This window comes from Desulfitobacterium dichloroeliminans LMG P-21439 (assembly GCF_000243135.2).
GTDB lineage: Bacteria > Bacillota > Desulfitobacteriia > Desulfitobacteriales > Desulfitobacteriaceae > Desulfitobacterium > Desulfitobacterium dichloroeliminans.
The window spans coordinates 2,492,203-2,511,980 of sequence record NC_019903.1; the positions used below are offsets into that span (position 1 = coordinate 2,492,203).

The 19,778-nt window shown below is 44.3% G+C and carries 25 protein-coding genes; 1 reads left to right on the forward strand and 24 read right to left on the reverse strand.

Features of this window, described 5'->3' with window-relative positions:
• Positions 1-17: 17 nt before the first annotated feature.
• The 12 genes from DESDI_RS11820 to DESDI_RS11880 all read right to left on the reverse strand — a co-directional run bounded on the left by DESDI_RS11820 (position 18) and on the right by DESDI_RS11880 (position 9,697).
• Positions 18-1,244 carry a type II secretion system F family protein gene (locus DESDI_RS11820; RefSeq protein ID WP_015262845.1) on the reverse strand — a complete coding sequence of 409 codons (1,227 nt, stop codon included), beginning with the start codon at positions 1,242-1,244 and terminating at the stop codon, positions 18-20.
• Positions 1,245-1,282: 38 nt separating this feature from the next.
• A complete protein-coding gene (locus tag DESDI_RS11825) occupies positions 1,283-3,046 on the reverse strand; it encodes a GspE/PulE family protein (protein ID WP_015262846.1) in 1,764 nt (587 codons plus the stop codon).
• Positions 3,039-3,449 carry a hypothetical protein gene (locus DESDI_RS11830; protein ID WP_015262847.1) on the reverse strand — a complete coding sequence of 137 codons (411 nt, stop codon included), beginning with the start codon at positions 3,447-3,449 and terminating at the stop codon, positions 3,039-3,041. The genes DESDI_RS11825 and DESDI_RS11830 overlap by 8 nt, the downstream gene beginning before the upstream one ends.
• Positions 3,410-3,901: a PilW family protein gene (locus tag DESDI_RS11835; RefSeq protein WP_015262848.1), complete on the reverse strand. Its 492-nt coding sequence runs from the start codon at positions 3,899-3,901 to the stop codon at positions 3,410-3,412. Before DESDI_RS11835 ends, DESDI_RS11830 begins: the two co-directional genes overlap by 40 nt.
• Positions 3,902-3,924: 23 nt before the next feature.
• Positions 3,925-4,308, reverse strand: coding sequence for a hypothetical protein (locus tag DESDI_RS11840; protein ID WP_015262849.1), 384 nt, complete (start codon positions 4,306-4,308; stop codon positions 3,925-3,927).
• A complete protein-coding gene (locus tag DESDI_RS11845) occupies positions 4,298-4,639 on the reverse strand; it encodes a type II secretion system protein GspG (RefSeq protein WP_041219442.1) in 342 nt (113 codons plus the stop codon). The genes DESDI_RS11840 and DESDI_RS11845 overlap by 11 nt, the downstream gene beginning before the upstream one ends.
• Positions 4,640-4,898: 259 nt before the next feature.
• Positions 4,899-5,981, reverse strand: coding sequence for a 3-dehydroquinate synthase (gene aroB / locus DESDI_RS11855; protein ID WP_015262851.1), 1,083 nt, complete (start codon positions 5,979-5,981; stop codon positions 4,899-4,901).
• Positions 5,962-6,525, reverse strand: a complete 564-nt coding sequence (locus DESDI_RS11860) for a shikimate kinase (protein ID WP_242825396.1) — start codon at positions 6,523-6,525, stop codon at positions 5,962-5,964. Before DESDI_RS11860 ends, aroB begins: the two co-directional genes overlap by 20 nt.
• Positions 6,526-6,550: 25 nt before the next feature.
• On the reverse strand, positions 6,551-7,699 hold the full coding sequence (gene aroC / locus DESDI_RS11865; protein WP_015262853.1) for a chorismate synthase: 1,149 nt from the start codon (positions 7,697-7,699) through the stop codon (positions 6,551-6,553).
• A gap of 12 nt (positions 7,700-7,711) precedes the next feature.
• Positions 7,712-8,176, reverse strand: coding sequence for a prepilin-type N-terminal cleavage/methylation domain-containing protein (locus DESDI_RS11870; RefSeq protein WP_015262854.1), 465 nt, complete (start codon positions 8,174-8,176; stop codon positions 7,712-7,714).
• A 28-nt stretch (positions 8,177-8,204) separates the two neighbouring features.
• Positions 8,205-9,032: a shikimate dehydrogenase gene (aroE, locus tag DESDI_RS11875; protein ID WP_041219449.1), complete on the reverse strand. Its 828-nt coding sequence runs from the start codon at positions 9,030-9,032 to the stop codon at positions 8,205-8,207.
• A gap of 134 nt (positions 9,033-9,166) precedes the next feature.
• Entirely contained in the window at positions 9,167-9,697 is a 531-nt protein-coding gene (locus DESDI_RS11880; protein WP_015262856.1) for a YqeG family HAD IIIA-type phosphatase, read from the reverse strand.
• A gap of 178 nt (positions 9,698-9,875) precedes the next feature.
• Between DESDI_RS11880 and DESDI_RS11885 the strand changes: the two genes are divergently transcribed.
• A complete protein-coding gene (locus DESDI_RS11885; protein WP_015262857.1) occupies positions 9,876-10,763 on the forward strand; it encodes a phosphatidylserine decarboxylase in 888 nt (295 codons plus the stop codon).
• Between the two features lie 47 nt (positions 10,764-10,810).
• Here the strand turns inward: DESDI_RS11885 and DESDI_RS11890 are convergent, their stop codons facing one another.
• The 12 genes from DESDI_RS11890 to DESDI_RS11945 all read right to left on the reverse strand — a co-directional run bounded on the left by DESDI_RS11890 (position 10,811) and on the right by DESDI_RS11945 (position 19,775).
• Complete coding sequence (locus DESDI_RS11890; RefSeq protein WP_015262858.1) at positions 10,811-11,146, reverse strand: branched-chain amino acid transporter permease; 336 nt, start codon at positions 11,144-11,146, stop codon at positions 10,811-10,813.
• Between the two features lie 31 nt (positions 11,147-11,177).
• Positions 11,178-11,906 (reverse strand): AzlC family ABC transporter permease, encoded by a 729-nt coding sequence (locus DESDI_RS11895; RefSeq protein ID WP_015262859.1) that lies wholly within the window; start codon positions 11,904-11,906, stop codon positions 11,178-11,180.
• Positions 11,907-11,973: 67 nt separating this feature from the next.
• On the reverse strand, positions 11,974-12,447 hold the full coding sequence (locus DESDI_RS11900) for an Lrp/AsnC family transcriptional regulator (RefSeq protein ID WP_015262860.1): 474 nt from the start codon (positions 12,445-12,447) through the stop codon (positions 11,974-11,976).
• A gap of 183 nt (positions 12,448-12,630) precedes the next feature.
• Entirely contained in the window at positions 12,631-13,383 is a 753-nt protein-coding gene (sigK, locus tag DESDI_RS11905) for an RNA polymerase sporulation sigma factor SigK (protein WP_015262861.1), read from the reverse strand.
• Between the two features lie 137 nt (positions 13,384-13,520).
• Positions 13,521-14,090 (reverse strand): type 4a pilus biogenesis protein PilO, encoded by a 570-nt coding sequence (gene pilO, locus DESDI_RS11910; protein WP_015262862.1) that lies wholly within the window; start codon positions 14,088-14,090, stop codon positions 13,521-13,523.
• A gap of 41 nt (positions 14,091-14,131) precedes the next feature.
• Positions 14,132-14,674, reverse strand: coding sequence for an RNA-binding protein (locus tag DESDI_RS11915; RefSeq protein WP_015262863.1), 543 nt, complete (start codon positions 14,672-14,674; stop codon positions 14,132-14,134).
• Positions 14,675-15,841 carry a pilus assembly protein PilM gene (gene pilM / locus DESDI_RS11920; RefSeq protein WP_015262864.1) on the reverse strand — a complete coding sequence of 389 codons (1,167 nt, stop codon included), beginning with the start codon at positions 15,839-15,841 and terminating at the stop codon, positions 14,675-14,677.
• A 51-nt stretch (positions 15,842-15,892) separates the two neighbouring features.
• A complete protein-coding gene (locus tag DESDI_RS11925) occupies positions 15,893-17,113 on the reverse strand; it encodes a hypothetical protein (protein ID WP_015262865.1) in 1,221 nt (406 codons plus the stop codon).
• Positions 17,114-17,124: 11 nt separating this feature from the next.
• Complete coding sequence (locus tag DESDI_RS11930; RefSeq protein WP_015262866.1) at positions 17,125-17,676, reverse strand: PilW family protein; 552 nt, start codon at positions 17,674-17,676, stop codon at positions 17,125-17,127.
• Complete coding sequence (locus DESDI_RS11935; RefSeq protein ID WP_015262867.1) at positions 17,673-18,032, reverse strand: type IV pilus modification PilV family protein; 360 nt, start codon at positions 18,030-18,032, stop codon at positions 17,673-17,675. Before DESDI_RS11935 ends, DESDI_RS11930 begins: the two co-directional genes overlap by 4 nt.
• A gap of 40 nt (positions 18,033-18,072) precedes the next feature.
• Positions 18,073-18,573: a pilus assembly FimT family protein gene (locus DESDI_RS17335; RefSeq protein WP_083879868.1), complete on the reverse strand. Its 501-nt coding sequence runs from the start codon at positions 18,571-18,573 to the stop codon at positions 18,073-18,075.
• The gene (locus DESDI_RS11945; RefSeq protein ID WP_015262869.1) at positions 18,570-19,775 is read right to left on the reverse strand and encodes a type II secretion system F family protein; all 1,206 of its coding nucleotides are present in this window, start codon (positions 19,773-19,775) and stop codon (positions 18,570-18,572) included. The genes DESDI_RS17335 and DESDI_RS11945 overlap by 4 nt, the downstream gene beginning before the upstream one ends.
• Positions 19,776-19,778 lie beyond the last annotated feature (3 nt).

Sequence of the window (19,778 nt, forward strand, 5' to 3'; positions counted from 1 at the left end):
TAGGAAATAGGGAGCACTTACTGAATATGTGTCCCAAGATCGAAAATAGGCAACAGTACACCAACGGCTACAAGTCCTATGATTCCCGCTAAGACCATCACAAGCAAAGGCCCAATAAGGTTTGGAACCCTATTCATTTGGTCTTCAAGCTCCATTCGGAACAGCTTGCTCAAATGATGCAGCATGGGACTAAGCTGCCCAGACTCTTCTCCCACTTCAATCATCTGCGCAGCATCCTTGGGAAAACCACCCGTATGCAGAAGGACGGGGGCCAATCTTCGGCCCATTCGGGCTGCCTCCTCAAGCTCGAGGACAAGGTTCTTCATTGAAAAGGTCTGTACTGTATCTCGAGTCAACCTTAATGCTTCCAAGAGGGGGACTCCAGCCTCTAGTAGCGTCCCTAACACCTGAGAAAATTTCAGATGATCATTCAGTTGATACACTTTGCCGAAAAGAGGTATATAACATAACTTGTCCCTGAATTTCTCTTGCCAGTAATCCTGATTGCGGATACGTAGCACTATAAAAGATAAAATCCCTCCCAAACCAATCAAAAGGATCAATGCGGGTAAGCTATGGGAAACTCGAAAAATAATCTGTGTAAGCATTGGGAGTTCAGCCCCCATGCTCAGGAAAATTCGCTCATAGACTGGCAATACCATGAGGCTTAATGTATAGATGATTCCTAAAGTCAGTATTAGAAGCAAGAGAGGATAAGCTAGAATTCCCCTTAATTTGCTCCGATACTTATGCTCCTCCATTAATTCTCCGGATAATGTGCCAAGAGCCTCGGGCATCTTGCCTGCTCGTTCCCCTGCTTGAACCATCGCCTTAATATAAGGAGTAGGGGGAAGAGCCATGACCTCCAGAGCATCGGAAAACTCTGCCCCTGCTTCCAGCTGTTCTATTACCTGATCCCATCCGTAACGGTTGATTCGAGATGTTTTATGCTGCTTTGCCAGGATATCAATAGCAAGAAGTAAAGGAATTCCTGCTTGGAGCAGGAGAGCTAGGCGGTGGGTGATACTTGCCCAGATCCTGAGTTTGTCACTTTTCACATTCAAATAATTAAGATACCCCATCAATAGGGTTAGCTTACGCCCTCGAGGCACAATGGCTAAGGGATAATATCCTTTGGCATATAAACGCTTTCTAACCTCTGTATCATGCTTTACGTCCCATATTCCTTCGAAGGTATTCCCTTCTTGATCCAAGGCCTTCCAGGAAAAACTGTAATTCCTCATTACTATTCCCTCTTTAACGTTAGCAATATTTTACTCTCCTAACTCGGTATTCGACTGGTGGAATGCCATATCTCTTCAAGGCTCGTAAGTCCTTCTTGAACTTTCCTATAGCCATCTATGCGCAAGGACACCATCCCTCCGGCAATAGCTCTTTCTTCTATCCAATGTGAACCTTTACCTTCTAAGACCAATTCTTTTATGTCCTGATGATAGAGAAGTAGTTCATGGATGCCAATTCTCCCTGAATATCCCGTCTCTCGGCAGAAAGGACATCCTTGGGCCTTATAGACTTGCCCGATGCCCTCTGGAAGATCCATAACCTCCCTCTCTAGAAAGTCCAGATTCCAAGGCACCTTGCAATGATTGCAAAGACGACGAACTAAGCGTTGGGACAAAACACCCCGCACAACTGCAGCAACGAGATAGGGTTCGATTCCCATATCCAGAAGACGTGTGAAGGCTTCAGCTGCTGTATTGGTATGTAAAGTGGATAAAACAAGATGTCCGGTCAAGGCCGCAGCTATGGCAATACGAGCAGTCTCCTCATCACGGATTTCACCAATCATAATCACATCGGGATCCTGCCTCAAAATCGAACGCAGTCCTTGCGCAAAAGTCAACCCAATCTTTGGCTGAACCTGTACGGATACAACTCCAGGCAGCTGATACTCTACCGGATCTTCAATAGACACCAGATTGAGTGTTTCAGAGACCAGCTCCTGTAACAAAGCGTAGAGAGTTGTGGTTTTCCCGCTACCCGTCGGCCCGACCACAAGAATAATGCCGTGGGGTTCCTTGATCAAACGTCGAAGCCTGCTTTCAACCTCTAGGCTCATGCCTAGAGACAGTAAAGTGCGTTTTGCCGTATCCACATCGAGTATACGCACCACGATTTTCTCCCCATAGATACTAGGAAGACTGGAGACTCGAAGATCAATCGTTTTGCCATTGACTGCAAACGTACTTCTTCCATCTTGGGGAAGGCGGCGTTCCGACACATCCATACCTGACATAATTTTTATTCGCGCAAGAAGATTCCGCGCAACCCCCAGAGGGAAGGAACGTTTAGTTTCCAGCTTACCATCAATTCGAAACCGCACTCGTAATGCGGCTTCTCCGGGCTCCCAATGAATATCGCTTGCCCCTAGCATGATAGCCTCCCCAAGAAGAAAGTCCACCAATTGGATGGTGGGAGCGTCATGCCCTTCCTCACAATCTAAGCCTCTAATCCGTTCCGTCCCTCGGTCCGTTAATTCCTCCTGACCCAAGGCCAGTTCAGCAATACTCTTCTCAACGGTGAGGAACTTTTTAATGGCGGACACCACCTGATCCTCAGAGACGAGCAAGGGTTCCACTTCAAATCCTGTTAATATTCGAATATTCTCCACGGCACGATGATTACCTGGATCGAACATGGCTACCTGGATAATTCTATCTTTTATTTCTACTGGGATAGCACCGTAACGCATAGCTGCTTCTTCGTTTAATAAGGAGGCCACTTTCGGGTCAATAGTGACTTGATTCAGATCGATTTGAGCAACGCCTAAGTACTTGCTGAGTTCATTGAGCATTTGTTCCTTAGTCAGCACCTTCTTGTTCGTCAAAATCTCGCCAAGCCGCGCACCTGTTTCCTTTTGTTCGCGTAAAGCCTCGGCCAGTTGACTAGGGTCAATACTATTCTGTGCCATGAGATATTGACCAAATCCTCCCCCGAGTGATGTAGAGTGCTTCCATTTCTCTTTTAAGTTTACTTGGTAATGAGCCTTCTGGCGGCGATTGCCCCAAAGAGTTATCTTATTCATCTCCATGAATCTCCTGATACTGTTCAATTTCCCATTGTTCATCCACTTTTAGAAGTATCACTTTTATTTTGCGCTTGATCTGCCCATAGTGTGCTGATGAAGTCAGGGCATATCTCCCTTCATTGCCTACAACCTGAACATGCACATTACCATCCCCGATACGAAGATCTCCTTCGCTAAAGCTTGGATCCTCTCTTAGCTTTACCTTAACCCACTCTATCCCACTCTCCGCTCCATAGACTGCTTGGCGGGAGCTGACCTCCTTACGAGCAATTTTGTTTTCTCCATGGGCTTGAACATACATTTCCAACCCATAGGCTGAAAGAGTAGCTAAAAGTACAAGCATAAGCAGGGTAATGTAGCCTAATTCACGGTGTCTCGCACCCTGATTTTTCCTTGCCAAAACACATTCTGTTTCCTTATTTGCCCTTGGAAGCTTATGGTCCATAGTCCCGACTCTCCTTGATCGCAATTCCAATCCACAATTCCACTGACTACTGGGTTATCAATTCCTTTATGGACTCGGTAGAAATCTTTAACACCATCATTATTTTTATCCTCCAGGTAATAATGATCACTATCAGCCTCTCTACTAGGGTTTACCGTTAAAGTCCATTTTCCGTTTTTGTTCGCCCACTGTACGGACTCCGCTTCACGGATGGCATCACTGACTAATCTCCCGGCAGTGACAGCGGCATAATGAGCCTCCATCTTATCTTTGCAAACCCGGCTAGTGCCCCATTGGTCAAGGAATAACTGTAAGGATACCACCAAGAGTATCCCCGTAAGTAGTAAGGAAAACAAAACCTCAACTAAGGTAAAGCCTAGATCGCTATATCGGATTTGGCCATCCATCTAGGTCACCCTCCTCCAAGCCATCATTGCATAGCATAAAGATTTTCCAAGCAATAAACCCGTACACTTCCTTGTTCTAGCCAAGCTATCTCCACCCTCACCCGTATTAGCTCCTCCGGGAGTTCCCAATCAGCATCTATCGTCCAACGGAAGATTCCCTCCCATCCTTCTACTTCTCCTCCGGGTAGACAACGACCGGCATTGATGTTATCCCGCCAAGAATCCCCAGCAAGGGATTCCAAAATGCTTTGGGCCTTATTGGCCGCTTCCGTGATTCGGAGTGCTTGTTCAGCTTCTTTTATAGCACTTTCGCTTAAGCCATATAAAGCAGCAAAGCCCAGTGTGAAAAGAAATAGGGCTAGGACCACATCCAATAAAACGAAGCCTTGATTGCGGTTAATCGTCATGGGTTATTTTTCCTCTTTCGTCCAGCTCATAGGGTTCTCCGCCCCTTGTTGGCTTAACTAATTCCTCGTCGAGATAGGGTCCCCGCCAGCCTTTGACCTCAGGAGGGGATAAATACAAATCTTCCAGTCGCTGGGGCAGTACTCCCGTATCCATTTTATATAGCTCGACTGCCCCTTCAATACGTACTCGATTCGCAGCATCGATCTGTGTGCGAGTGACACCATCGGCAGAACTGAATCGAGGTGCAGCAATTGATATGACTGCCATGATAAGAAAAAGGATTAACAGCATTTCAAGTAAAGTAAAACCTTCTTGGCTTCTCTTCTCCATAAAATAGCCCCATTCTCCTATATCATATAGTAAATTAGTCCTAATCCGATTAAACAATACTATTCTACTAATTCCATAAAGAAATCCTTCTTCTTTATTCTCATTAGACATTCTTTCTCTAATTTAGAGCAATGTTTTCTTCTTGCTTCAAGATAATCCTTTTTTTGGTATTTTACGACAATTCTAGAAAAAAAGGGTGGACAGATATAAACAATATCTACCACCCAAAAAAATAAACCAAGTAAGAACAAAAATAAAATTACTTAATGACCTTCTTCCAGGCCCGCATGATCTCTTCATCCTTAGCATCGCGAACCACAATTGCTTGACCGATCCCTTTCGGTAAAACTAAGACCTTTTGTCCTTGATAGTTTTTCTTATCCGCTCCCATGAGATCGATTAGGGTTTGGGGATTTTTCCCTTTAATGCTTACGGGCAACCCGAAACTCTTAAGAAGATTTATCAACCGTTGTACCTCAGCATTGGACATCAATCCCCGTTCTTGTGCTAGATGAGTAGCTGCCACCATGCCAATACTCACCCCTTGTCCATGGGTAATCCCTTGATAGGCCATCTCAGCTTCGAGAGCGTGGCCAAAACTATGTCCGAAGTTAAGAAACATCCTCTTGCCTTGCTCTGTCTCGTCCTCAGAAACCAGCTTAACTTTAACAGCAGAGGAGCGGGAAGCGAGCTCTTTGTATAATTCTGGCTTACGTGCCTTTATATCTTGTGCATGTCTTTCAACAAAAGAAAGCAGCTCTTCATCAGCGATGACTGCGTGCTTCACGGTTTCAGCAAGACCGTTAAGCATTTCCTCCCAAGGGAGGGTTTCTAAGGTGCTAAAATCTGTCCAAACCGCTAGAGGGGGATAAAAATCACCCAAGAGATTCTTCCCGGCCGGATGATTTACCGCTACCTTCCCACCGATACTACTATCGACCATGGCCAGAAGGGTTGTGGGAATCTGCACATAGCGCATACCCCGCATAAACATGCTAGCGAAGAAACCGGCTAAATCTCCAATTACTCCGCCGCCCAGTGCTAAGACCACAGTTTTCCGATCAGCACCATAAGCGATTGCCGCTGAAGTTAATTCACTAATTCGTTCTAAGGATTTCTCCTCCTCACCTTGAGGTACGATCAAGGTATCCACTCGAAAAGATGGGAGTCCCTTTTTCAGCGAATCCAGATAGAGCTCAGCGATATTGGGATGAGTAACCACTAATAGGTGCTCCCCCATCCCGATGCGGGTGGCTAAATATTCCCCCAGATTTTCTAGTGTTACCCCCAGAAAAACTGGATAAGGTTTCTCTGATGCTACATCAATCCTCTGTCCCTGCATGCAGCGCACCTCCTTCACAACGGTCAAATATTTCTTGGACAACTTCGTCAATCCCTTTATCTGTTGTATCAACAGTCCAATTGGCTTGATTATAGATGGGTTGTCTCTTTGCCCACAACTCCTCTACCACTTGCCGGTCGCCCCTAAGCAGAGGACGATCATTCCGATAGCCAATACGCTTATAGATCTCATCAAGTGGGGCATATAAACCAATAATTACACCGCTCTGAGCCAAGTCCTGCCAGTTATCAGGGTTTAAGACTGTCCCTCCGCCTGTAGCAATGACATAGCCCTTTTGGTCGGCTAGACGCTTTACTAGAAGTCGCTCTTCCGATCGAAAACGCGTTTCTCCGTGCCTGCGAAAAATCTCCGAGACAGTCATTTCGGTTAACCTCTCAATTTCCACATCTGTATCAATAAAATCCCGACCCAAAAGTTTAGCTAACCGCCTACCGACTGTGCTTTTACCTGTTCCCATAAAGCCTACAAGAATAACATTATCCTTGGGAGCATCCATCCCAATACGATTTATATCCTTTGTCATACTATTGTCCATACTATTGTCCATATTATTGCTCACTCACATATTGAAAATAATCCCGCCAAGCCTTATGCAACTCTTCCCAAGTATCTGAAGGGAACTTTTCTAGAACTGCCTGAAGAATCTCCCATCCCACCACATGCCGGAGAACAATCAGGGCTGCCGGAACCGCGCACACATCACTGCGCTCTACGCTGGCTTCCATTATCTCTTTACTCTCCATATTAACCGTTTGGAGAGGACTGTAAAGGGTAGGAATGGGTTTCATGACTGCTTGAAGAACAATGGGTTCGCCATTGGTCATGCCCCCCTCAATTCCTCCCGCATTATTACTAAAACGATAATAACCACGACCGTCATCATAGCCGATGGGATCATGCACCTCTGACCCAAAGTGTTCCCCCGCTGCAAAGCCCATACCGAAAGAAACACCCTTCATAGCCTGCACGGATAACACGGCCTGAGCTAGGCGACCATCCAGCTTTCTGTCCCACTGCACATATGAACCTAGTCCGGGTGGTAGATGGTCCACTTGAACTTGTAATATCCCCCCTAGGGATTCGCCCTTAATCTGTGCTTCTTTGAGCTGGGCATATAAGGCTTCCTCACTTTGAGCATCCCCAACCTTCCATTCCGAAGCATCAACCCTCTCCCAGTGCTCAGGTGAATCTTCCATCTGTAGTTGGATTTTCCCCACCCCGAGAACTTGCCCACGAATCTCTACCCCAAGGGCAGTTAAGATTTGCAGAGCAACGTTACCCACTGCCACTCGCATGGCAGTCTCTCGGGCACTTGCTCGCTCTAAGACGTTGCGCACTTCTGTTCGGTACTTCAGATGACCTGTTAAATCCGCATGCCCAGGCCGAGGGGTGGTAACTTTACGGCTTTCCAAGTCAGCGTCACTGCCCCAAGCCATTACTTTTTCCCAATTAGTCCAATCGCGATTAAGGATTTCCAGGGCAATGGGAGCACCTGTAGTTACTCCGCCCCGAATTCCCGAAAGAATAACGACCTGATCCTTTTCTATTTTCATCCGTCCCCCGCGACCGGGGCCTTTTTGCCTCTCCTGTAGAGCCTGGTCGATTAGTTCTTTATCTATCTTCGCTCCTGCCGGTACCCCTTCCAGAATGCCCACAAGCTTAGGTCCGTGGGATTCCCCAGCTGTTAAATAACGCATTACTTGCCCTCCTCATTTTACTTCCTCCCGAACTCTGCCTGTAATCAATGCCGTAATCACATTTCTTGTGCTCTTGCCATTGGTCAGGGAAATCGTACCCGTCAAAGGAGGACTGCCCACAAAACTGGTAGTGCCCCCAGCAGAGAAACGAACGGTACTGGGACGATTGGCAAAGCTAATTTTCTGAGGAAGTGAACTATTCTTCACTAAGGATCCCTCTCGATAAATTCTATACGTGTCGTTGCTTTCATAAAAACGAATCTCATACCAAACATCTTCGGCTAAGGCGCTGGTCCTTGCCTCCCGCAAATCTTGGACGATTTGAGTGCTCGCTAAAGATAAGTTGCGATTCTCCATCTGGACCGGTAGTTTCACCAATAAAACAAATCCTGCCCCCGCCAAAAGAGTCAGGACCAAAAGGACTTCCAGCAAGGTAAATCCTTTGGAGAGCATTTTGCTCCCCTGCATTACCTTCATCTCGACCCTCTCCTTCAGTCATAAGGCTTTATCTGATTGGCTTGCACTGTTGATACAAAGCCATTTTCATGGCTTCCACGGGAGCCCGATCCTCAAACCAAAACTCCCATGCATTTACCCCTTGGTAAAGCAGCATATCGATTCCGTTGAGAACCCGGCAGTCCAAGGTCTTAGCGGACTTCAAAAAGGGAGTTTCCCAAGGATTAAAGATAATATCCACAACTACGCTCCCGGGGCGTATGCCCTCGAGGGAAAAGGGGTATGATTCATTTTTTAAACCAATACTGGTGGTTTGGATAAGGCAATCCGCTTGAGCTATCCACTCTCCTGGTCCCCAAGCTGCTTGACTGGCCTGTCCTCCGTATTCACGGACTTTCTGGGCCAGTTCCTTAGCCCGCTCTGGGGTACGATTGAGGATCAATAGATCGACGTTAAAAGGGGCTAAAGCCATGGCAATCCCTTTGGCTGCCCCACCAGCTCCCAAAATTACAATCTTCTTAGCTTCACTTAATTCCAGATAGTCCTCAAGGGAACGGACCAATCCGGAACCATCCGTGTTATGACCCACGAGTCGTCCTTGCTTTACTTTTACCGTATTGACGGCCCCTGCCCGCTGAGCCTCTACAGTTAATTCATCCAGATAAGGGAGGATGGCTTCTTTATGGGGAACGGTCACATTCCAGCCTGTAAAGCCCAGAGCCCGAAGACCTTGAACAGCTTCTCCTAGGGCCTCTGGTATTACTTGAAACTTTTGATAGTCTGCCACATACCCCGCCGTCTTATATCCCGCTTGATGCATGATCGGAGATAGGGAATGGGCAATGGGGTCCCCAATCACTGCAAAATGTTTCTCCAAGTCTATCCCCCCAAAATTCGTGACTATAAGAAAACATAATTCTTCATGGCCTCTAGTATGGATAAACACAACGGAATGGTGTTCCCATTCCGTCATCGTTCATTCGTCATATAATTCCTTAATCAACACTTCTATCAACGCACTTTTGGACTATGAGGCTCGGATGAATCGCAATGTTTCATTAACCAGACCAATACTCGTTCCATCCTGCGCAATACTTTGGTACCCACAAATTCATGATCGCTAATAGGCAGAACCAATATGGTATAGAGCCCCATCCGATTCCCGCCGAGGATATCTGTAAACAGTTGATCTCCGATAACAGCCGTATCCGTAGTTCCGGTACCCAAGATATTCATTCCCGCGCGAAAAGCCTTACGACGTGGTTTGGTGGCCCGAAAAACAAAAGGAATTCCTAAACGATCGGCAACAACCGCTACGCGTTGTTTGCGCTTATTATTGGAAACCACACACGCCTTGATTCCTGCTTCTTGAAGTTTTTTAAACCAAGCTTCAACCTTGGGTCCAACTTCCACGTCATTCCAGGGGGTCATCGTGTTGTCAAGATCTAAGATTAGTCCGCGAATACCATCCCTTTCTAGTAGATCCATGGATATGCTGTCTAATGAATCCGCTTGAAAAGTCGGCCTGAAGAGATCAAACATACTTTCCTCCCCGACATGACATTTTTTACTTATTATATCCTAGAGTCTAATTATGGGCAAGTTAAATAGAATTTGTCCTATGAAACATGAAGATTATCTTGCACCCGATTCAAAAATAAGGCTCTGGTGGAAAGTAAGAAAATATTATAAAATAGCCAGTATAGGAGTTGAAAAATAGTTGATAAAATATTATGACCGGAAAACAAAAAACTATCAGATAGAAAAAGTGGCAGGAGAAAAAATGATTCGGTGGACCTATTCGTCTCCTGTAGGCATGAAATTACTTGAAGCCGTTGTCAAGAAAAAGATGTGTTCCAGCTTTTATGGTTGGTATCTGGACCGTCGCATCAGCCGACGAAAAATTAATCCATTCGTTAATAAATTTGATATGGATTTATCGATTGCCGAGAAAAAACTTAGGGAGTTTTCCTCATTTAATGATTTCTTTTATCGAAAATTAAAGCCCTCAGCACGTAGCATCGATTCTCACGAGGATTCTTTGATTTCCCTAGGAGACGGCAAGGTCCTTGCTTATGAGCATATTGATTTAGACAACTTGGTTCAAGTCAAAGGCCTTACCTATAGCTTAAAGGAACTCATCAAAAGCCCAGCAATCGCCTCGAAATATCAGAAGGGCACCTGCTTAATTCTGCGCTTATGCCCCACGGATTATCACCGCTTTCATTTTATCGATAGTGGTACCTGTGAAACCTCCTACCGCATCAAAGGTGCTTATTACTCCGTTAATCCGATGGCTTTGCAAAAAGTAGAAAAACTCTTTTGCGAGAATAAAAGAGAATGGAGTATTTTTCGCTCCGATCATTTTGGGGATATTCTCCATATAGAAGTGGGTGCAACTTTTGTAGGGTCCATTATCCAAACCTATACCCCTCAGCATAGAGTGGCCCGTGGCGCAGAAAAGGGGTACTTCAAGTTCGGCGGTTCAACAGTTCTTCTCTTCTTTGAAGAAAATAAAATTAAAATCGATGCCGATATTATCGAACAAACAAAATTAGGTATTGAAACCTATGTCGTCTTCGGCGAGAAAATAGGCAATCGTCTGTAAAGTATATGAGTCATGACTCATGGACCTGACCTATTACTAGACGAAGATCAAACAAATACGAATTGCACTAGCGCCATATAGAGCACTGTTCCTCCACCGATACTCAGGAGTACATTCTTTTTCCACAAATGAATAACCACGATAAAAGCAATTGCTATCCCTTCGGGAAGCCCATAAGGGGCCGCCAGGAGGGATACATTTTTTAAACAGTACACAACCAACATGGCAATAGCCGCAAATGGAATCACATTCCCTAGGTAGAGGATAAAAGGCGGGGTTGCTCGGTGGGACGGGAATAGTAGAAAGGGCAGCGCACGCGTAAGAAAAGTCCCCAAAGCGATGATAGCGATAATAATCAATGATTGTTGTGCAGATATTAGCATGCCTTTTCCTCCTTTCAATCATTCGTTCTACTCAACCTACCTCTTCGAGCTTATCGGTCGTTTCTAGGCTAGTTAAGTTCTCCAAAGGTCTCCTCAATAAGGTAAATACCAAAATAATCAGGATCATGGACGGGATAATAAAATTCGCTGGCCCAAACACTAATAAACTAAGAACGGAAGCGCCAATCCCAATTAGCGCAGGTGCATGTTGCTTTTGCGATTTCCACTGTTCAAGAAAGATGACCACAAATAAAGCTGTCATGACGAAATCAATTCCTCTAGTATTAAAAGACACTAAAGAACCCAAAATTCCACCTAGGGCACAGGCAATAATCCAATAACTATGATTGAGCACGGTTATGAAGAACATAAACCAGCCTCGATCCACTCCCGGGGGAGGATTACTAGCACAGAGAATGGAGAAGGTTTCATCCGTAAGACCGAACATCAGATAGGGTTTCTTTCTGCCGCTCTCCCCGAATTTCCCCAGAAGAGAAAGTCCGTAAAATAGGTGTCTGGCATTAACCATCAGAGTCATAATAAAAGCATTCAATGGATTAAAGGCGATGGTGAGTAAATTAATAGCAACATATTGCATGGATCCGGCGTATATAAAAACACTCATGAGGATAGCCCAGCCAAAATGATAGCCCTTACTGTTGAGCAGTATGCCAAAAGCCATGCCAAGAAACAGATAGCCGGTCATGACAGGCAGGGTGTAGGGAAATGCCACTTTAAAGGCTTTTATTTTTTCCTGCATATAGATTCTTCTCCTCTTCTTCTCCGTTCTTTGTCGAGCACTTTTCGAGCACTTGCCACTAATTTTCTTAATCGTGGACTAGGGGTATGGTTAAAGTGCGTTTATCAGTATTCATGACAATACTCGTTTCAACTTTATCGACGCCCGGAATTGCCATAATCGTGTCGATAATAAAGTCTCGAAAGGATGAGATATCCTTGGCGACGACTTTTAAGAGAAAATCACGGCTACCGGTCACAGTATAACACTCCAAAACATTCGATATCTCGTTGATGGTTGCCAAGAAATTATTGGCTATTTCCCGATTCAACGGCGAAAGGTTCACCATAGTAAAGGCTATCAATTCAATGCCTATTCTCTTCTCATCAACAAATACTGTATAGTGCTGTATAACCCCTTCTTCTTTCAGATTCTTTGTCCGGGCTAAACAGGCTGAGGGTGATAAGCCAATCATCTTTGATAATTCTAAATTAGAAATCGAGGAGTCTTCCTGCAAAGCATTAATAATAGCTTTATCAAAAGCATCCAGACTGATATCCATCAATAATTCTCCTTTTTGCAAATTATGCGAAATTTAGTTTCGTTATTTACTATATTACTATATATTATTCATATACATCTGACAAGTAGCATTCTGATCCATTTGCAAAATCCCTTAGAGCAGCAAAGCAAAAACACAGCCCTCAGAAGCTATCTCCTTCCAGGCTGTGTTTGTCATCGCTTCTTATGATTTTCTTGGATCATGATCTTCCATTTGTTCCATTAGCTTTTGAATTGCTTTCTTCTCAATACGCGAGACATAGGAACGTGAGATTCCTAAGGCTTTGGCAATCTCCCTCTGCGTGCGTCGTGGGCTATTCATCAAGCCATAGCGTAGTTGCAGAACAAGTCGTTCTCTTCGGGTTAAATTCTTTACTTTATCTAAGAGTACTCGTTGCTCAAATTCACTTTCAATACGGTCCGAGATTGCCTCACCCTCGAATGCCAGAACATCCATCAGAGAAATCTCATTTCCTTCTTTATCCACCCCGATGGGATCATAGATGGAAATCTCTCCTCGGGACTTTTTCAGCGAGCGCAAATGCATAAGAATCTCATTTTCGATGCAGCGGGCTGCATAGGTGGCTAGCTTTGTTCCTTTCCCAAGATCAAAGGTGTCAATTCCTTTAATCAATCCGATAGTCCCTATGGAGATTAGGTCATCGCTGTCTTCCCCTGTACCATCAAATTTCTTTACTAAATGAGCTACCAAACGAAGATTATGCTCCACGAGCTTATTGCGGGCATATTCTGCTTTAATTTGCTCCTTGGCGGTAACCTCTGGGTTTTTGCTTGCTCTTAGAATCTGTAAATAATGGGCTTCATCCTTCTCGTTGAGTGGTTGAGGAAAAGCATTATTGTTAATATAAGAGACAAGAAGGGTAACACCCTTCAAGACCGTTAAGGCAACACTAACAACAAGGATTTCGGTCAACATACTTAAGCCACTCCTTTCGCGCTCTGTTTTAATACCTATGCAAAAGGAGGTTGATTTCTGCTTGGCCCATGAATTCCATTGTGTTTTTAGCATAAAAAAACTCAGCAACGCTGAGGTAAATAATATATAGACCCTTATTATCTGCTTTGGGCATTTTCGGTCTGTGGTTGTTCTTCACCGGCCTTACCAGCATAGGCAATCAAGTGAATCTCTCCATGAAGTATCCCCTTATCATTGGTAAAATTCATACTCTCCAAATTGAAGCGCTGGCCTTCCGAACGTTGGATGTCATTGATCATGTTGATTATACCTTGTCGGTTGCCCAGACAAGTAAATGTCAGTGACTGGGTAACATAGGAATCGATTGCTTCAAGGCTTTCAAATGTCACAGCTTGGGGTTGAACCTGATTCATCTTGGCAACGGTATAAAGATCGACCACTAACTTTGGCTTATCAATTTTTTGCGGAATCTGATTTCTTAGAGTGTTATACTTTGTCTCAAGTTGTGCCACTTCCCTTTGCAGAGAAGAGCTTCTCTCCTGATACCCTAACAGGGAGGTATAACGGCTCTGCCTTTCTTCTATATAGTGTTGCAGCCCTTGAATCTCAGTCCACTTAGGTGCAAATAGATATGTATAGTAGCTATAGGATAGACCTATAGTAACCAGTATCAAGAGTAAAATCAGCTGTCTTGACTCTTTGCTCATGCTTTTCTCACTTCCAAGATTTCTTTGCGAACTTTCACGCCTTATTTAAGTTTAAATTCCATATTTAAGGTCTGTTCTTTATCTTCCAAAGACAGAGTATCAAGATCTTTTGTCTCGAAATAGTTGGAACCCATCATTCCCAACCAAAAGTTTGCCGCATCCACCGGTGAAGGAAAGGTTATAGATGCCTTGAAGGAGTTATCCTTATCCATCGTAAAGCTTACCAAGATAGCTCCGGTCGGTAGCTGCTGTTGGAGCCGATTAAGCACCTCACTAGGGTTCTTGCGGCCCTCGGCGATTAGCCCAAGGAGCTGTTCTTGAGCGCCTAACCTGCTCTCAAGGTCTTCCAACTGATAGACTAGTATATCGACATCCTGTAAGGAGGTAATCTTTTGATCTAACACATCTGCTTCCACAGCTAAGCGATACTCATAGAGCCAAGGCATACTGCCAAGGGCTGCAATAACCATCCCCACCCCTATTCCGGTCAGGATGCGCCTAGTTTTTCGTCTGGCAGCCTTTAAAGGTTCCTTCTGCTTTTCTCTCCATCTCTGAGCGAAATTTAATTGTAGTCTATCCTGCATTTAATCCTCCCGGATTGCCAGTCCATATAAACTTCCGTATTTCATCCATTGCTCCGCAAAATCCCTGGACTTTCTTGTAAATTTCGGTCTCCAATCTTCTGGAAATCCCACTCTGGACTGAATGCCCATATTCTTCTCAAAAAGCGCTTCCAGATTTGCATAATCCGCGCATTCACCCGTGATGAAAATTTGGTCCACGGATTTCCCATAGTGTCGAGAGGCAAAGAAATTAAGAAACTCACTGAGAGTATTGAATACCGGTAATAATCTGACCTCCAGTTCGTCAGGAACGTTCGTTTCATCATGATCCACTAATTCAATCGGTTCAATTTCTTCAAATAGTTTAATTGGCTCGTTTGGGTTCCCTAGTTCGTTTGTTTCCAATAACTCACTTAATTCATCCTTCTCGGCTGGCTCTGTTAATACCCCCGTCTCCCCCTGCTCAAGGAAGTCGCCAAGGGAAATATCCATATCCGAATAAAGAAAAAAGACGCCATGTTCTATCAGCACTAATTCTACCCGGTCTTTTCCCAAATCAACAATCGCCATATCCGCTACCGGCACTTGATTCTTGTCTTCTCCCCACCCGGACAAGTAGCGATATAGGCGACATATACAGTCGGCTGAGAAATCCACAAGCTTTGGCGTAACACCGATACTATCCCAACGTTTCCATTGTTTTTCCCATTCATTCAGAGGGATAGCCACAAGAAGAACCCGCAGACGTTCTTGTCCCTCTTCCTGAACTTTCTCCAAGATACGGTATTCGACGATATAATCAGAAATATTCAAGGTAAAGTACTGATCCACTTGCTCGGTCAACAATTTTTCTAAATCCTTATTTGTCAGCTTAGGGAGAGTTATCATCCGCGTAATAACCCCTGGGCAAGAAAGGGTATACTTGACCTTCTTGAGGGGAACTCGCTGTTTTCTTAACCATTTCTTCAAATTCGCTGTAGAATCCAGCCAGTCTTGCTCCGGATTATTATGGACCGGGGGCATGATTTCAGCGTCATCCAACTCATCAAATTCTTCGCGTTGAAACGCTGATTCTCCTTCAAATTCAAAAATCTGATGAATTTTTAAGTTTTTTCTCCGTCCAGATACCTTAGCTAATGTCCAACGATTCCCCCGTACAAGTGCTAGCCATTGTTGCTTGCCAATCACGTCAAATCTCCTTTGTACTTACATTTCGTCTGTTAAGGCTACGTAAATTTCCTAAGGTGGAGTTTCTTTTTCCCAAATAATTAGCCCCGGATTTTCACTATCTGCTGAAACCCTTAACTCACAAATACCGACGCGGTTAATCTCTATATCGTTTCTTGTCGGATGCTTATAAGTATATGAGGCAGAAATCAAGGTGGAATTACATCCTTCGACGCCTGTATCCATAACACCTGTGGCAACGTTGCCAGATAGAGAAGCAATTTGGGGATAGGTCGTTTTCCATACTACTTTGTTAGTTACATCTTCTGTTGTCCCATCCGAAAAATGGGCGGTTGCCGCCAATGTAACTTGTTCCCCGATTTTTAATGTTGTCAAAGAAGGTGTCACCGAGACTCGTTGAAGGGTCCTGACAGAATTATTTAAGAGCTCCCAGGGGCCATGTGGATCACTACTGTCTGGTGGCCCTGGTGGACTATTCCATTTCACACGGTAGCGGTTCCCCTCATAGCTTACAACATCCTTTGCGCTATAAATTCCATAGGGACGCCATTCATCTATTAACTCACGCCACATGTCAGTTGTACCCGGCACGTTATCCACTCCAAACCCATTCCACTTTGCTTGCCAATAGCTAGATCCATAATAAACAATCGTATTCCCATTAACAAGTTCATAGAAATTTGAGTTCCTGAAATTATTCGTTACTTCCTGCCAGGTCGTATGTGCTTGTCCAGGCTCCTCTCCTACATAGCCATTATGCCGAGCTAAGTACAATCTTTCGGTAGTTACCCCATCAATAGTAACACTGCGGACAACATACTCCCCTTTTATATATCTGTGATTTAGGTCCCATGTAGGATATTCTGGTTCACCTGGACCACCGGGCTCACCCGTACCACCACCTGATCCGAGAGCAAATCCCGCGGTTTTCACCCGGCTAATCTTCCCATACCTGCCCGTACTAATAATCAAATAGGAATCTTCTTCCGGAAGCTCTAGCCACTGAACACTAAAACTCCCACCCTCACCTAATGATGTGTTATTCAATACGGGTGATGGTAAGTCATCACCTGCCTGAAAATCGTTTTTTTTCAGTATCGAAATTCCGTATTGAATACCCCCGTCGGCCAAATTATTGGCCCTAATTCCTGCTTCTTCTGATTGTATTAGTTTTAGGTTGGATATGACTATAGAAAAAAACACTCCAGAAATCATAAAAATGAGGAGAAGGGAAATAACGACTGTTAATAGAGCCGAACCTCTTTCTTTCATCCCTATCCCCCCTAATACATCCGTATCCAAGTCAGTAGCTCTTGCTCCTGCTCTCCGAAGGTGCTCTTGACCTTGAGATGAATCTGAAGAAGATGCTCCGTGACGCCTTGGAATTCTATAAACTCTACCTCATCTGCAATGAGATGTACCGCACTTGAAGGGGAGTCTCGATACCAAAGCTTTTTAGCTAGGTCATCATAATAGATTTTAGTTCCTATAGGTAGTTCGTTAAGATTCCCAGCCAAAACTTCTTGTTGAGGTTGTAAATTGATTAAGCACCGGGGTTCCTCTTCGCTCGGTTCTTGCGCATACACTCCCCTATTATCTCCACTACCATCATTACCAGCATAATACAATATATAAGGATTTAACCTTACTTCATCAAGGAGGCTAACCATAGCAGCGCGCGCCTTATTCTCAATATTATCCTGGTTGCTTACAGTATTAAACATGCGAATTTCACCACGTATAAGCTGTGATACAATCATCATCAGAATACTAAAAATAACAATAGCCATCATAAGCTCAAGCAGGGTAAAACCTTTATCTTTTTTATTAATCATTCTTCCTTCACCCTATACGTTGTCAAAATCACAGGTTCCGGATCTGTAGGCGAACTTCGCAGATGCACCTTAACCCTTACTTGTTCAAGATGCTCATTCCCATCAACAGCTATCGTGCTCAGTACCACCTCAAAATCCTGAAAAGCAGGCAAATTAACGGTCGGAGTATATCCTTCCAACTGAGCCTCAAGTATCCCTGAGGCATAAAATAGCATTTGCTCTCTAACTTGAGTCTGATTGGAATATTGATGGGATACAGCGTCACCCTTCATGATAAAAGACACGCCTATTAGCAATATAGTCAAAGCTATAGCAACCTCTAACATTGTCATTCCCTGCTCGCTATTGCCCTTCATAATGTCCCTCCGCTAGATTTAATCCCCATACGACACCCTTTTATTCCCAATTCACTCTTATATAACCTGTTTGGGGTTCGATGTTTACCCCCACCCAGCGCTGATTTTTCGATTCCAGCCAAATAGTTCCACTATCTGATACAAACCCTCTGAAATCAAAATGTACTCCATATCCAAGCAATTGACCTGTGCTCAAATCAGTGAAAGCTGAAATCCAAGAGTTCCTTGAAGCATCGGCCTGAAACGTTATTCCAGGTTCAAATTTTTTTTGTTCAAGTTCTACATAGTGTCCATCCTGATTTTGATAGACTGAAACACCATCGCTATTGAGCACCACGTAACTTGGACGCCTTTGGTCCATAGCTATCTGCTTAGCATACTTTAACTCAGCTATCACTGCTTGAGTAGAGCCATCCAAACGATAATGCTCCATAGTGCTCTGGAACTTAGGCAGAGCAACTAAAGATAGAATACCGATGATGGCTATGACAGTCATCAGCTCAATCATGGTAAATCCCCTTGTCCTATCACACTCCATCATTGAGCCCCCGACGCCATACTAAATATGGGTAAAGCAATAGCGATGATCATACCCCCGGCAAAAATGCCGATAATCACCGTAAAGATGGGTTCTACTAAGGCAATCATCCGGGAAATACCTAGCTCTACTTTTTTATCGTATAAATTCGCTACTTCCTCCATCATTTCCTCGAGTCGACCTGTCTCCTCACCGATGGATATCATCTGAATCACCAAGGGATCAAAAAAAGATTCTTGTCCGAAAGCCAAAGCCAAAGCTTCTCCTTTTACGATGCGATCTTGGACACGAAGGATAGCTAAGCGGGACACCTCATTACCAACAATGGTTTCCATAAAACTTAAGATTGGGACGATGGGAATCGAAGAGTGTAGAAACAAGGCAAAGGTTCGACTGAAGCGGGAAATAACGACATTGCGCATATTACTGCCTAGGAGGGGCAGGCGCAACATAACGGAATCCCGATAATAGCGATACTTAGGAATCTTAAATAGCCGATGCAAAGCTACTACCAGCCCGATAATTACCACGAGTAAATAGGGGCCAAATAATGTTAGAAAATTCGAGGCATTGATTAGGGCCTGAGTGATGGCCGGCAAGCTTTGCTCATTCTCCGTCAACATACCCATAATCTCAGGTAAAAGAAAATTCATAAAAAAGATAACAATCCCGACAAGTACTGCGATTAGGATTACGGGATAAATCGAGGCGCTTTGGATCTTCTTGCGGATGAAATTCTCTCGATCATAGTATACCGCCATACTGTTTAAGACAGAATCCAGATTGCCACTTTCCTCCCCCACAGCCACTAGATTGATTAATAAATCCGGCAGAGCACCCTTACAATCCCGCATAGATTGAGATAGGGACTCACCTCGACTTACTCCTTGAATGATAGTATCTATCGCTCCCTTAAGCTGTTTGTCCTCCAACTGTAACTTAAGGACTTCTAACCCTCGCACAAGATTAGCACCGGAGCGGACCATCATGGCCATCTGACTACAGAAAGCTGAGATTGATTCATATTTGACTTTAGTCACAATTTTTTGATTCAGCAAATCACCCAGTCTCCGGGTCCCTACAAGAGAAATAATCTGCCAACCATTTTCCAAGGTAATCCGCCTAGCTGCATCAAAATCAACAGCCTCTAATGAGCCGACATTGATGTTCATATTTTCGTCAATGACTTTATATTTAAAACGCATTTT

Coding starts and splice junctions, on each gene's coding strand:
- sigK (WP_015262861.1), bottom strand. CDS start 13,383: ATGTTGACCGAAATCCTTGTTGTTAGTGTTGCCTTAACGGTCTTGAAG.
- DESDI_RS11895 (WP_015262859.1), bottom strand. CDS start 11,906: ATGCAGGAAAAAATAAAAGCCTTTAAAGTGGCATTTCCCTACACCCTG.
- DESDI_RS11880 (WP_015262856.1), bottom strand. CDS start 9,697: ATGTTTGATCTCTTCAGGCCGACTTTTCAAGCGGATTCATTAGACAGC.
- DESDI_RS11845 (WP_041219442.1), bottom strand. CDS start 4,639: ATGGAGAAGAGAAGCCAAGAAGGTTTTACTTTACTTGAAATGCTGTTA.
- DESDI_RS11900 (WP_015262860.1), bottom strand. CDS start 12,447: ATGGATATCAGTCTGGATGCTTTTGATAAAGCTATTATTAATGCTTTG.
- DESDI_RS11915 (WP_015262863.1), bottom strand. CDS start 14,674: ATGCAGGATAGACTACAATTAAATTTCGCTCAGAGATGGAGAGAAAAG.
- pilO (WP_015262862.1), bottom strand. CDS start 14,090: ATGAGCAAAGAGTCAAGACAGCTGATTTTACTCTTGATACTGGTTACT.
- DESDI_RS11945 (WP_015262869.1), bottom strand. CDS start 19,775: ATGCGTTTTAAATATAAAGTCATTGACGAAAATATGAACATCAATGTC.
- DESDI_RS11820 (WP_015262845.1), bottom strand. CDS start 1,244: ATGAGGAATTACAGTTTTTCCTGGAAGGCCTTGGATCAAGAAGGGAAT.
- aroC (WP_015262853.1), bottom strand. CDS start 7,699: ATGCGTTATTTAACAGCTGGGGAATCCCACGGACCTAAGCTTGTGGGC.
- aroB (WP_015262851.1), bottom strand. CDS start 5,981: ATGCAGGGACAGAGGATTGATGTAGCATCAGAGAAACCTTATCCAGTT.
- DESDI_RS11930 (WP_015262866.1), bottom strand. CDS start 17,676: ATGATTAATAAAAAAGATAAAGGTTTTACCCTGCTTGAGCTTATGATG.
- DESDI_RS11870 (WP_015262854.1), bottom strand. CDS start 8,176: ATGAAGGTAATGCAGGGGAGCAAAATGCTCTCCAAAGGATTTACCTTG.
- DESDI_RS11935 (WP_015262867.1), bottom strand. CDS start 18,032: ATGAAGGGCAATAGCGAGCAGGGAATGACAATGTTAGAGGTTGCTATA.
- DESDI_RS11835 (WP_015262848.1), bottom strand. CDS start 3,901: ATGGATGGCCAAATCCGATATAGCGATCTAGGCTTTACCTTAGTTGAG.
- DESDI_RS11890 (WP_015262858.1), bottom strand. CDS start 11,146: ATGCTAATATCTGCACAACAATCATTGATTATTATCGCTATCATCGCT.
- DESDI_RS17335 (WP_083879868.1), bottom strand. CDS start 18,573: ATGATGGAGTGTGATAGGACAAGGGGATTTACCATGATTGAGCTGATG.
- DESDI_RS11860 (WP_242825396.1), bottom strand. CDS start 6,525: ATGACAAAGGATATAAATCGTATTGGGATGGATGCTCCCAAGGATAAT.
- DESDI_RS11840 (WP_015262849.1), bottom strand. CDS start 4,308: ATGACGATTAACCGCAATCAAGGCTTCGTTTTATTGGATGTGGTCCTA.
- DESDI_RS11825 (WP_015262846.1), bottom strand. CDS start 3,046: ATGAATAAGATAACTCTTTGGGGCAATCGCCGCCAGAAGGCTCATTAC.
- DESDI_RS11925 (WP_015262865.1), bottom strand. CDS start 17,113: ATGAAAGAAAGAGGTTCGGCTCTATTAACAGTCGTTATTTCCCTTCTC.